At 45.9% G+C, this 13690-nt stretch carries 9 protein-coding genes; all 9 read right to left on the reverse strand.

Going from position 1 to position 13690, the window contains the following annotated elements:
- Positions 1-23: 23 nt before the first annotated feature.
- Positions 24-1469 (reverse strand): metalloprotease TldD, encoded by a 1446-nt coding sequence (tldD, locus tag R7Z41_RS16295; RefSeq protein ID WP_005381134.1) that lies wholly within the window; start codon positions 1467-1469, stop codon positions 24-26.
- A gap of 11 nt (positions 1470-1480) precedes the next feature.
- Positions 1481-2302, reverse strand: a complete 822-nt coding sequence (locus tag R7Z41_RS16300; RefSeq protein ID WP_225478040.1) for a carbon-nitrogen hydrolase family protein — start codon at positions 2300-2302, stop codon at positions 1481-1483.
- 33 nt (positions 2303-2335) lie between these two features.
- A complete protein-coding gene (locus R7Z41_RS16305; protein WP_225478041.1) occupies positions 2336-6217 on the reverse strand; it encodes a YhdP family protein in 3882 nt (1293 codons plus the stop codon).
- 12 nt (positions 6218-6229) lie between these two features.
- On the reverse strand, positions 6230-7699 hold the full coding sequence (rng, locus tag R7Z41_RS16310) for a ribonuclease G (RefSeq protein ID WP_005381138.1): 1470 nt from the start codon (positions 7697-7699) through the stop codon (positions 6230-6232).
- Positions 7700-7717: 18 nt separating this feature from the next.
- A complete protein-coding gene (locus R7Z41_RS16315; protein WP_206970985.1) occupies positions 7718-8287 on the reverse strand; it encodes a Maf family protein in 570 nt (189 codons plus the stop codon).
- Positions 8288-8291: 4 nt separating this feature from the next.
- Positions 8292-8780: a rod shape-determining protein MreD gene (gene mreD, locus R7Z41_RS16320; protein ID WP_005381141.1), complete on the reverse strand. Its 489-nt coding sequence runs from the start codon at positions 8778-8780 to the stop codon at positions 8292-8294.
- Positions 8770-9666 (reverse strand): rod shape-determining protein MreC, encoded by an 897-nt coding sequence (gene mreC / locus R7Z41_RS16325; protein WP_005381142.1) that lies wholly within the window; start codon positions 9664-9666, stop codon positions 8770-8772. Before mreC ends, mreD begins: the two co-directional genes overlap by 11 nt.
- Positions 9667-9816: 150 nt before the next feature.
- Positions 9817-10860, reverse strand: coding sequence for a rod shape-determining protein (locus tag R7Z41_RS16330; RefSeq protein ID WP_005381144.1), 1044 nt, complete (start codon positions 10858-10860; stop codon positions 9817-9819).
- Positions 10861-11011: 151 nt separating this feature from the next.
- Positions 11012-13678, reverse strand: a complete 2667-nt coding sequence (locus R7Z41_RS16335) for a DUF6701 domain-containing protein (protein ID WP_318141604.1) — start codon at positions 13676-13678, stop codon at positions 11012-11014.
- Positions 13679-13690: the final 12 nt, after the last annotated feature.

Below are 13690 nucleotides of genomic sequence, written 5' to 3' on the forward strand. Positions count from 1 at the left end.
CTTTTTATAACGATTCAACTGAGTTACTCAGTGCCACCCACTGTCAGTGAGTCCAGTTTCAAGGTCGGCTGACCAACACCAACTGGCACACTTTGACCTGCTTTACCACATACGCCAACGCCCTTGTCGATACTTAGGTCGTTACCGACCATAGAGACTTGCTGCATTGCTTCGATACCTGAGCCAATCAACGTCGCACCTTTAACAGGGCGCGTAATTTTACCGTTTTCAATCAAGTATGCTTCGGATGCAGAGAACACAAACTTACCCGAAGTAATGTCCACCTGGCCGCCACCAAAGTTTGGCGCATACAACCCTTTCTCGACCGTCGAGATTATTTCTTCTGGCGTATGTTCACCTGGTAGCATGTAGGTGTTGGTCATACGCGGCATTGGTAAATGTGCATAAGACTCACGACGACCGTTACCCGTTGGATTTACACCCATTAGCCGCGCGTTTAGCTTGTCTTGCATATAGCCTTTCAGCACACCATTCTCGATAAGCGTGTTGTACTGACCGTTTACCCCTTCATCATCCACATTCAGTGAACCACGAAGGTCTTTTAACGTGCCGTCATCTACGATGGTACACAGTGAAGACGTCACTTGTTGACCCATTTTTCCAGAGAACACTGACGACTCTTTGCGGTTAAAGTCACCTTCTAGTCCATGACCTACCGCTTCGTGTAGCAACACGCCAGGCCAGCCAGAACCCAATACCACTGGCATCATGCCTGCTGGTGCTGCTTCTGCTTCAAGGTTGATTAACGCCATGCGAATCGCTTCGTCTGCATAATGGAAAGCTTGTTTCACACCATTGCTTTCCGTTAAAAAGAAATCGTAACCGAAACGGCCGCCGCCACCAGCGCTACCGCGTTCACGTCGTTCGCCTTTTTGTGCGAGCACGCTAATAGACAAACGCACCAAAGGACGAATATCGCCTGCATAAGTACCGTCTGTTGCCGCAACAAGCATCTGCTCATGCACACCGCTGATGCTGATCGAGACTTCTTTAATCAATGGTTCTTTAGTGCGGATGTAAGCATCTAGAGATTTGAGCAATTCTGTTTTTTGCTGCTTTTCCCATTCAGCTAGTGGATTCACAGCGGCGTAGTACGCTTGGTTTTCGGTGCGTTTAAACGCTTGGACTTTACCATTCTGCCCTTGCTGAGCAATACCGCGCGCCGCCATTGCACTCTGCTTCAGGCCTTCAGGCTGGATTTGATCAGAGTAGGCAAAGCCGGTTTTTTCGCCAGTTACTGCACGGACACCAACACCACAATCAATGTTAAAAGAGCCATCTTTGATGATGCTGTCTTCTAGAACCAGAGACTCATGCCAGCTGGACTGAAAGTAAATGTCCGCATAATCGATCTGGCGCGTCGCAATGCTGGCAAGCGTGTCAGCAATGTCTTGTTCTGTCAGACCATTTGGGGCAAGGAGTGCCTGTTCTATTTGGTTTGTGCTCATAGTTAGCTCTTTTATTTCCGTCTCAATTCATTTTGAAAGCGACTGTGTTGAGTCAGCGGCATATTCTGCCTTACTTGTTGGCTTTGTGACAAATCTATCTCTGTCACCAATAAGCCTACTTCATCCTGAAGCTGTTTATGGATACGTCCCCAAGGGTCAACGACCATTGAGTGTCCCCATGTTTTTCGTCCACATGGATGCGTTCCAGTTTGTCCGCTTGCCAAAATCCAACATTGTGTCTCAATCGCTCTAGCTCGCAATAGTATTTCCCAGTGAGCTTGCCCCGTCACAGCGGTAAACGCAGCGGGCACCACAATGATATCCGCCCCTTCTTGACGTAATACTTTATAAAGTTCTGGGAAACGTAAATCATAACAAATGCTCAATCCAACACTGCCGATATCAGTTTCCGCAACGACTATTTGATTACCCGCCATAAACGTATCCGACTCACGATAACTACCATAACCATCGGCTACGTCGACATCAAACATATGCAGTTTGTCATAGTGAGCAATGCATTTACCGTGCGGCGGAAATACAAGTGTTGTGGTGGTGACACCTTTTGCGGTTTGAATGGGCATGCTTCCGACAATTAGCGTTAACTGGTTCTTTCTAGCGATTTCACAGAGCCGCTGTTGAATCATGCCACTGCCAAGTGGCTCTGCATGTTGATGATAAGCTTCGCGACTGGAAAATAGCACTGTATTTTCAGGAGTAAGAACAAGTTTGGCACCTTGCTTGCTCGCTAAAGCACACTGTTTTTCAATGAAGTCCAAATTCGCGTTAATATCCGGACCCGAAGTCATTTGAATAATGCCAACACGCTCCATGTGTTTCCTCCCTATTCCATTATATTCGGTGAGTTATTTGGCCTGTTCACGCAGTTTTTCTGGCAGCTTGTATTCACCTTTACTTCGCGAAATTTCTTTCACCGTTGGTGAATCTAGTGAGCCTTTCACTTCATAATTGACTTGAGTGAAGACCTCAACCACCGGAGATATCACCGTAGAGATGGCCAAGACATACAAAGCAGTTTGAGGCGCAACGGCAAACGCGGTCAGCATTGGTAGGCCTGATGTGATGTCTGGTGTGAATTTCACTTCCGCATCAACCATTCTGCTGTTCATATTAGCGATACCGCGGATTTGCATTTCCCCTGCTAACGCATCCATTACGATATCATTGGTGATAAACACACCGTCTTGGATTTTGCCCGTTCCCGTGATCGAGTTGAATGCCATGCCTTTATCGAATACGTCGGTAAAGTCGAGCTGCATCTTACGGATGATAGAATCCAAGCTAAACAAGCCTAACAAGCGTGCCGCACCACTAACTTCACTGATCACGCCTTTACCAAATTCCGTTGAGACGTTTCCTTGCAAGGTTTGTGTCTTCATTGACCAAGGTGCGCCGTCCCATTCCATATTGGCATTGATCTCAAATGGTGCTTGTTGAATGCCTGATGTAATACCAAAGCGCTCCATAAGATCGGTGTTGTTATCACCTTTCATTTTCATGGTTAAGTTGGAATGACTACTCTCTTTCGTCAGGTCCCACCAACCACTCATATCAATGCGGTTTTTGCCGCTACTAAAGGTGATATTTTTCCACTCCAAGCGGTTCTCGCGACGCTGCAAATCAACATTAACTTTGCCCACTTTGTAACCTTGCAGCCAAAAATCATCGATGTTCAAAGTTAAGTTTGGCATCTCTGCGTGAAACTTGCGGTCAAAATTGGTAATCAAAGGTGCGTTTTGATCTTCACTCGCAAAGATTGAACTGCGCTCTTTGGTCATCTCTTCAAACCCTGGGATGTACAGATGCAAGTGCTCTAGAGAGACCGATAGATCATAGGGTTTCAGATAGTTAGCTTTCCCTTTAACCTCTTGACTGTCCACATCGAGTTGCCAACTCAAATTTTTCTTGCTTGCTGAAAAATCCACATCATGAAACTCAATCCCACCGAGCTGTAAGTTTGGCGTTTCAACTTCAATGCGTGTCGGCAATGGAATGGTCGGCGTTTTCATGCTTGCCAAAACAGACGATGAAGGCTTGCTCTCAGAGACCTGCGCAAGCTCCGCCCATTGGTCTAAATTCAGTTCTTCGACACGCACCGAAGCATCGTGCCCGACAATAGGACTAATCCGGAAGCCACCTTTGCCAACCATTAAATGAGTCGCAGTCAGAACCGGGACATCGCCAGCGATATCTATCTCAGTTTGATACTTCACATTTGGGATCTGTAGTCGTGCTGAAATACTCTCTTGGTTGCCGGATGCTTGCAGTTTCGCTTGCCCAGACTCACCAATTTTTTTCGCTAAAGGATAAGGATATTGACTAGCCAGACGATTTAGCTGCGCCAGCACTTCAAGCTGATAAGTGAAACCAACATCATTGAGTTGCAAGTCAATATCCATTTGCCACGGCGCATGGCCAGAAACAAGGTTTAACCAACGCTCACCGACATAGGGTTTGAGCGGCTCGACATCCCAATCTCCTAGTGTATTAATTGTCACGTTGTAGCCTTGCTCCGCACTCTCTCCATGGAAATCAAGAGAGATAGGCTGTTGTAATAATTCGGCCGACAAACCCCATGTGGTAACCACATCATTGTCGAAGGTGATACGTCCTGTGGCGTTTTCAAGCGTCATTGGCGGCGCTTCAATATCAACACGATTTTCTGTTAAATCGGCATAACCCCAAGCGCGAGAGTCTTTCTCAAAATCAAACGGTATGTTGAGTTGAAACTCAGAGTAAACGGGCCCACTCACTTGCAGCGCTGTCAATGCGGCACCGACTGAATCCACTAATGGCGTCGCCATCATGTAGTCACGGACTTCATTACCCGGCGCGCTTGCTTTCGCTTCAATCTCGATGTGTCCACCTTCTGCCAACTCAGGGATTCGCCCAGTGATACGCTTGGCATGAACGCCATTTAGTGTGGCTGATTTTGAATCCAAATACATGGCATCATTTTCAAACAGCAAGTCTAGCTGCAAATCCGTGATGGTTGGCCATGCCGTATCAAAGCTAAATTTCGCGTCTTTTAATCCAACCCAAGCTTGGAACATGCCATTATGTTCTTTGTAAGGAAAATCACCTAACTCGCCATACCACAACAATTTCGCTGTGTTCACTTTACCGCCCTGAATCGCGGTCGAAAGATAGTCGGTCAAGTCTTGTCCAAGTGCCAGAGTCGGTAGATAGCGCCATGTCTCACCCGCGTTGTAGAGATCCGCTTCGGCATAGAACGATAAAAATGGGCTTTGTTCTTTTGGAAAATCAAGACGGAATGCCCCCAAGACTTGAAGATCAGGCGTTGCTGCCGTCACTTTATCCGCCCACAAACGCCAACCCGCATCATCTTGCTGCCAGATAATATCGACTTCACCTTGTTTGATATTCAGCGGAGCTTGGAATACATCGCCGTACGGAAAGACATCATCAATGACGGTGACTTTTGCTTTAGCTTGATTCACATCCCCCGATACGCTGCCCTGTACGTGATGAAACCCGGGTAGGAGCTCCCATTGTGTCATCGCGAGTTCATCCAGTTCAGCCGAGTAGCGTAAGGTGTCTAAACCACCGTTCATTGACAATCGGACATCTTCGACCCGACCTTTCGGTGCTAGTTTGTTAATAAGGTCACTGGTCGACTCTGACTCTGGAGCCAGCTTAATGAGCGGAATGAGTGCTTCAATGTCGAGTTGAGAGAGATTAAGCATCCAGCCGTTTGGTTGCCAATCAAACGCGACGTCTAGCTCTGGCCAAGGGGTATTATCGGTTCTGATCTGAAGTGAGTGGCCATTTACTTTCCAGCCTTGTTTATCTGGTCGAAGATTGAAAATTCCAGACTCAATAAACAGCTCATGATGTCCATCTTCATTCCACACCAACTCGGAAGGCAGTAATTCAACATAAGCATCATGCGGTTGGCTATGTTTGAGCGTTAGCCAAGTATTTAAGCTGACTTTACCCGACTCTGCTCCTGACTCTTCTTGCATGTAAGTGGTCAGCCAAGGTGTGACCGAGACATCTTGAGCACTCACATAAAACTCACCAGATACATCACGCAACGAGCCATGATCTTTAAAGTTAGCGCTTACCAACAATGAATTCAGGCGAACATCGGCAATGCTAACCGTGCCTTCGGCTACGTGACGTTTCCCTTGATTGCTCCAACGAAGCTGCTCAATATCTAAACGGCGAGTTTCACCAGACACCGACTTATACCAAATCCGTGAATCGCTAATAGTGAAGTCTTCGAACTGACGTAAAAGAAGTGAGTCGAGTTGGTCAATGAGTTTCACTTCGCTCTTATCCACTTCAGGCTTCGGATCTTGACGATGAGAAGTCGGCAGAATGTCTACCGTGTGAATGTCTAAAGCGAGGTTATGAATGGTAAGGTCTGCAACTACAGGTTTAAGTTGAAAAAGAGATTGAATAAGATCGAACTCAATTTGGACTTCTTCAACAGCGAAGCGGGCATCTTGCACGTTTGGTAGATTTGCCTCTAAACCCAGTAACGCAATTGAGGGATGATTATTGCGCCACGTCCCTGCGACATTGGCAATAGAAACGTCAAAACCTGTGCCTTGTTTGACCCAGGTTTTGATCTCATCTTGGAAATGGTTAAGTTGCGGCAGTGTGACGCGAAGCGTGGTTACTAATATGGCTAATAACACCAATACAGTAACTAAACTCCACGCACAAAAACGCCCAAAACGGTTAACACCAGAATTCACAAATGTTCCAAATTACATCATTACGACGTCAAACTGTTCCTGAATGTACAGGGGTTCAGCCTGAACTCGCACTTGCTTGCCAATAAATACTTCGAGCTCAGCCAGCGCATGAGACTCATCGCCCAATAGTGCTTCAGCAACAAACGGCGATGCGTACACGACAAAATTATCGGCGTCGTAAGCACGGTTCACACGAGTAATCTCGCGTAATATCTCAAAGCATACGGTTTCGACCGTTTTCACGCTGCCACGGCCTTCACAAGTAGGACAGCCAGAACACAAGATATGTTCAATACTTTCTCGTGTGCGCTTACGCGTCATTTCAACTAAGCCAAGCTGGGTAAAGCCGTTGATGTTGGTTTTTACTCGGTCTTTCGCCAGCGCCGTTTCCAGTGAGGTAAGCACTCGCTGACGATGCTCTTCGGATGCCATATCGATAAAATCAATAATGATGATACCGCCGAGGTTACGTAAACGTAGCTGACGCGCAATAGCTTGCGTTGCCTCTATATTGGTATTGAAGATAGTCTCTTCGAGATTACGACGACCAACAAATGCACCCGTGTTGATGTCGATGGTGGTCATGGCTTCGGTTTGATCGATGATCAAATAGCCGCCCGATTTTAGCTCGACCTTGCGCTCTAAAGAACGCTGAATTTCGTTTTCGGTGTCGTACATGTCAAAGATTGGCTTGTCACCTTCGTAAAGCTCAAGCTTATCTGTTAACTCCGGTACATACTCAGAAGTGAATTCTTTCAGGTTCTCGTATTCAAGGCGGGAGTCGACCATGATCTTATCGAGCTCTGTGCCAACAAAGTCACGCAGAATGCGTTGAGCTAAGCCGAGTTCACCGTAAAGTGTTGAACGCGTTTTGTATTTTGAGCGACGCTCCATGACTTTTAGCCACAAACGCTTTAGAAATGCCGCATCTTGAGAGAGCTCTTTTTCATCAGCGCCTTCTGCCGCGGTACGAATGATAAAACCACCGTGCTCATCGCAGTAATGGTTCACCACCTTTTTCAAACGCTCACGCTCTTTCTCACTTTCAATACGCTGCGAAACACCGACATGGCTGGCCCCCGGCATAAAAACAAGATAACGCGAAGGTAAGGTGATATCCGTCGTTAAACGCGCACCTTTCGTGCCGAGCGGATCTTTGACCACTTGCACAACAATGTCTTGTCCCTGGCGTACCAGTTCAGAGATATCACGGACTTGAAACTGCTGTTTTTCGTTTTCTGCCACACATTCGGTATGAGGAACAATATCTGACGCATGTAAAAACGCCGCTTTATCTAAACCAATGTCGACGAAAGCCGCCTGCATACCTGGTAACACTCGGCTTACTTTGCCTTTGTATATATTGCCCACAATACCGCGACGCGATTCGCGCTCGATATGTATTTCTTGTAGTACTCCACCTTCAATCATGGCCACACGAGTTTCACTCGGGGTCACGTTAAGCAGCAATTCTGCACTCATGTGCACACCTCAAAACAATTATAAAAATTCTTGAATTAGCTGATCGGTTTCGAACAAAGGTAAGCCTACTACAGCGTGATAACTGCCTTCGATCCGGGTGACAAATCGCCCTCCGAGTCCCTGAATACCATAACTTCCAGCTTTATCGCATGGCTCTCCTGACTGCCAATATTGTTCGATTTCTTCGTGAGTCAGTGGTTTGAACCACACGTCAGTGGTAACGACCACTGAATGTTGTTGTTCCGATGATACAACGCTCACCGCAGTCATCACTTGATGGCGACGACCCGATAAGTCAGTAAGCATACGCTTTGAATCTTCAAAACTTTTTGGTTTTTCTAGCACACGGTCATCGCATACGACGACCGTATCAGAGCCCAATACAACGGAATCAGGCTTAGCCAACGCTAAGCCTGCCTGAGCTTTTTCCAAAGAAAGACGCAACACGTAATCTTGTGCTTGCTCATGAGCCTGTTTGGCTTCCTCAACATCAGGCAATACGATCTCAAAATCATAACCCAGTTGAGCAAGCAGCTCTTTTCTTCTCGGAGAACCCGATGCGAGAACGAGAGATAAGCTTTTCTTCACCGCTTTACCTTACGTGCCATGCACGACGAACTCGTCGCATTAATAAAAACATCCATGGCCAAAGTATACAGTTTATTGCCGCCGTCCACAGAGATAATGGATTAAATACTACGTCCTGGTTCAAATATTCCCCACAGAATATCAAAACTTCCAATAACGCAGTAAAAAAGGCAATTAAAATCGACTGTTGCCACAATGCCATGTTGCGAATCAACAGGAAATTCAGCGCCACAAGGTAGATAACGATCGACATCATCATGCCACGAATTCCAAGCGTTGAGCCGATCAAGATATCCCACAATAAGCCCAACACTAGCGCAGTTCCGACGTTCACTCGGTGCGGTAGTGCCAACACCCAATAACACGTGACAAGGAACAACCATGACGGACGTAACACATCTAACACACCTGGCCATGGAATGGTTTGCAGTACCAGCGCAACGAAGAAACTGACGCCAATCACCATTCGGCTACTCAATACATTATTGGCCATCGGTTACCTCTTGTTCTTGCTCTAACCCTTCATCTACATTGGACCGCAGTACTTTGTGTTGACGGTCTTCATTCGGCCAAATCAGCAGTAGGTAGCGTAAGCGATCAAACTCCACTACCGGCTCAGCCTTGATTGAGGCGAACTCTTGACGCGTATCGTGATCCACATTGGTAACCGTCGCGACTGGATATCCCTCAGGGTAAATGCCACCTAAACCGGATGTCACCAATAAATCACCAACCTGAATATCTGTGCTGGTTGGAATGTGCTCCAGTTGGATTTCATCCATTTCACCATTGCCCGATGCGATCACTCGGATATCATTGCGGATCACCTGGACAGGAATTGCATTTTTCGCGTCCGTTAGCAGCAGAACACGTGCGTTGTGCGCTGCGACAAACGTAACCTGACCGACGATGCCTTTCTCGTTGATAACAGGCTGACCAACGTAAACACCATCAATACGGCCTTTATCGATCACCACTTGATGACGATAAGGTGAAGTATCCACCGCCATTACTTCTGTCACGACTTTCTTTTCATCACGGACAAATGAAGATCCTAGCAACTTACGTAGGCGTTGGTTTTCTTCTTTATATTGGTCGAGCAAGATAAGCTCGCTTTTCAGGCGTAGCACTTCTCGCTTTAAGCTGCGATTGCCTTCAACCAATGCCTGATGAGAATTAAAACGTTCAAATACGCCATCGAACATACTACGAGGCAAATTCGCTGCGTACTGAATCGGTGCAACCATACTGTTTAGTAGGTATCGAACGTTGGAAAACGTATCTAGACGACTATCGGCCAGCATTAAGCTCGCCGACACGATGACAGCAAAAAACAGACGTAATTGCAGAGACGGACCTCTGCCGAAAATCGGTTTCATCTTGTTTTTGACCTGATTGCTTCCATGATTATTGAGCCTTACTTGGCAACCTAAAAATACTTAACTAAATACTTTTAGGTATGGAGCATGTTTGAATTACAGAGAGAGCAGAAATGAAGGTGAAGCCCGACATGAGCTTCACCTAAACCTTTATTCTTCAGAGAACAGATCGCCACCGTGCATGTCGATCATTTCTAGTGCTTTACCGCCACCACGCGCAACACACGTTAGTGGATCTTCCGCGATAACCACAGGAATACCCGTTTCTTCCATAAGTAGGCGATCAAGATCTTTCAGTAGTGCGCCACCACCGGTTAGCACCATGCCGTTTTCAGAGATATCTGAAGCTAGCTCTGGTGGACACTGTTCTAGTGCAACCATGACTGCTGATACGATGCCAGATAGCGGCTCTTGAAGCGCTTCTAGGATCTCGTTTGAGTTCAAGCTAAAGCTGCGTGGCACACCCTCTGCAAGGTTACGACCGCGAACTTCAATCTCTTGAACTTCATCACCAGGGTAAGCAGAACCGATTTCGTGTTTGATCTTTTCAGCCGTTGCTTCACCAATCAAGCTGCCGTAGTTACGACGTACGTAGTTGATCACAGCTTCATCAAAGCGGTCACCACCGATACGTACAGACGATGAGTAAACCACACCGTTTAGAGAGATAACGGCAACTTCAGTTGTACCACCACCGATATCGACCACCATTGAACCTGTCGGCTCAGATACGCGTAAACCAGCACCAATTGCCGCCGCCATTGGCTCGTCGATTAGGTAAACTTCACGGGCACCAGCACCAAGTGCTGATTCACGAATTGCGCGACGCTCAACTTGGGTAGAACCACAAGGAACACAAACAAGAACACGTGGGCTTGGCTTTAGGATGCTGTTGTCATGCACTTGCTTGATAAAGTGCTGAAGCATTTTTTCGGTTACGTAGAAGTCAGCGATTACGCCGTCTTTCATTGGGCGGATAGCGGAAATGTTGCCAGGTGTACGACCAAGCATCTGTTTTGCTGCGTGACCGACTGCAGCAACGCTTTTTGCAGAACCTACACGATCTTGACGAATAGCAACTACAGAAGGTTCATCAAGGACAATTCCTTGCCCTTTTACGTAAATTAGAGTGTTGGCTGTACCTAAATCGATAGATAGATCGTTAGAAAACATGCCACGAAGTTTCTTAAACATACTCTTCGCTCATCCTGCAAAAATATAGAAGACAAAAATTGCTCTAAATGTACCAATGCCTCGCTGTCACAGCAAGGTATTGGTACACAAACATGAGCAGAAAGCCTCAATTTCTTGCAGTTTCCTAACTTAAGGGCAAAAACCTAAGTTGTTACTGTCCGGTTAACCCTGGCTCACCACGGTAAATCACACGGTCATTACCACGGTGAATACCGAAGGTGACGACGGAGGATGGGTTTTCTTCACCAGCTTTCTTATTGTCCCAGTTGTACTTGAGCCAAGGGCGTGCGTCTAAATCTAACCACACACGTGTTTGTTGGCGGTACGGACTTGCTTGCTCTGCGGTCACGGTACGTGAAACACCGGAAGAAACCACACCACCGTCACCTAACGAGACATCGGTCGGCGCTGCATTTGTTCCCGTAGGCCAAATGTGATTTTGAGCGGCGGTCACACCGGCCACATCGGTTTGGCTATCATCGGTGTTGGTGATGAAACGGCTGCCGTTCCAATACTCGGTTCTCAGTGGGATATACAAGGTCGTACCTTGGTTGCCACCTACATCGTCCAAGTCAATTCGACCAAAACGGATATCGGGTTGGACTTTAAGTTCTTTTGTACCAATCGTTACACCCGACTTATCTATTGAGTCCAATGACAAATCAATAGAAATTGAAGTGTCATTGGACTTTTCAAGATAATTTAATGGACCATCTGGCTGAGTAATAACTTTTTCCCATAAAAGTGCATTAGCACTGAATTTTCCAACACTTTGTCCTGATACGTATGGTTTGTTGCTGCTGTTTAACCATTCACCTGAATATGTGTTTGGGGCACTGAATCTACCTATATATTTGGAGTCACTTTCATACAAGTTAAACTTCGCGAAGTGATCATCGAAATAAGCATAGTTACGCAGCGCTCCGCCCCCTTTCGTCAACGCTTCAATATAGAATTGCTTTAGTCCAAAAGGCTGTCTCATATACGTAAAACTTTGCTCATTGGGGTATGCCCAACGAGTGGACATATCAGCGTCTATATTTTCGTAAACGCTAAATTGTCCGGGATAAAAACGACCAACCGTCAAATTACCATCTTGGATTTTAAACGCACTACTACCAAGATACACAGACGTACCTAAATCATCACCATTCGCGTCCGTTGCAATCGGTGCTTGCGCCTTAAACTCAAAAGCCCCCACGTCAGTCACAGATTGAGCAAACGTCACACTGCCATTAGACCATTGACTTGATTCAGGTAACTCATCATTCAAAAGTTGGGCTGATGCTCCAACTGATGGGTACTTAACCTCGTTGCTGATTGCAATCGTCTCTTCATGGTAGTTTTTCGCTACAGAGCCATCATCTTGATAAGCGGTAATGGTCATATCAAACTCTTCACCCGCAGCTAAAAATCCTACTGAACAGCCATCATCACTGTTGTTACAAGTGCCATCTTGGGCAGTAGTACTAGTTGCATTTACTTCAAGGTACGCCGGGAAGCTAACAAAACTACTTAAGTTCTCTGATTCAGAATCATCTTTAATTCTTGCTTTAACACTAACTTTTCCTACTTCAGGATAACGAAGATCAAAACTAGCTTTCCCACTAGATGTAAAGTATACATTATCAATGGATGTCCATTCTGTTGTTTTGAGCTGTACTGGTTCGCCAAATTTTCCGTTTGAATTTTTAAAGCGAACAGAGACCGTTTCACCAGATTCTGGCTGCTCGTACGCAAACCTCATTTCAATATTCTTGACAATATCTGTCTCTGGCATCGAAGATACAGACTCACACAAACTGACAAACGGGGTATTGCTGTATTTGCTGTACTGGTTGCCGCTTTCATCAAAGAATGGCAGAGAGGCAACTTTATCGGGAACACCGACAGTAATCGAGCTATCAAAAACTATGGTACACGCAGAATTAAAATCATTTTCCCCATTTAGTTTACATTTTATAGGCTCAATATTCGGAGCCTCAATGGACATTTTCTCAAGACCAAGTTTGGCACTACCTGCTCCCTGTGAACGAATTTGCAAATTAATCCGATCATTAAATTTCAGAACTCTTAATGGAATGCTCTCTCCATTAGAGTCCTGCCACTCAGCATTTGATAAATCTTTCAGTATAACTTCTAGCTCTTTAGGATTGGTTAAATTACCAGGGTAAGTCTCAGTACATTGGGAATTCATACAAGCACTTAAAGTCACTCGTTGCGCTTCACAAACATCTCCCGAACCGTCATATTCAAATCGGAAATGGTCTATTTTAGGCTCTCGATTGAATCGGTCGGCACATAACTTCATATTTGCCACTTCATGGATATTCGTATTAGCACCAGTACCCGCAGTGATTGAGACCATAAAGTTTTCTGGTGGTTCTGGCTGTCCGAAATTCTTCATTACATCGAATGGCTCTATGATAGATTCCCATTCCGAACCATTAATTTTCCGCTCAATTGATACCCAAACACCACTCTCTCGCCCAGGAATATCTTCCCGACTATCAACTATCATTCTATAACGATGAACATCCGATGGTGCTCTACCTACCAAATAATTGCCGTGACTATTCCAGCCTCCTTTCTCATCTAGAGAGCCCACACTGGTGTTGTTTTTAATAAATTTATAACCGCCAAACCAAGCATTGGACAAAGAGCCATTGAAGGTTTTTTGATAACCCGCTCCACGTATAGTAATCGAGTGTTTTTTCCGACCCGGCCTATATTGTCGATCTTCAAAGCTACCTTGTTCGGAGAAGTTACCATACTCATCAATACCAAATGCTATCCACCCCCCAGCAAAGCCTTCCATATCGGGTTTGAC

The sequence above is a fragment of the Vibrio sp. 1457 genome (assembly GCF_033340195.1).
Lineage (GTDB): Bacteria > Pseudomonadota > Gammaproteobacteria > Enterobacterales > Vibrionaceae > Vibrio > Vibrio alginolyticus.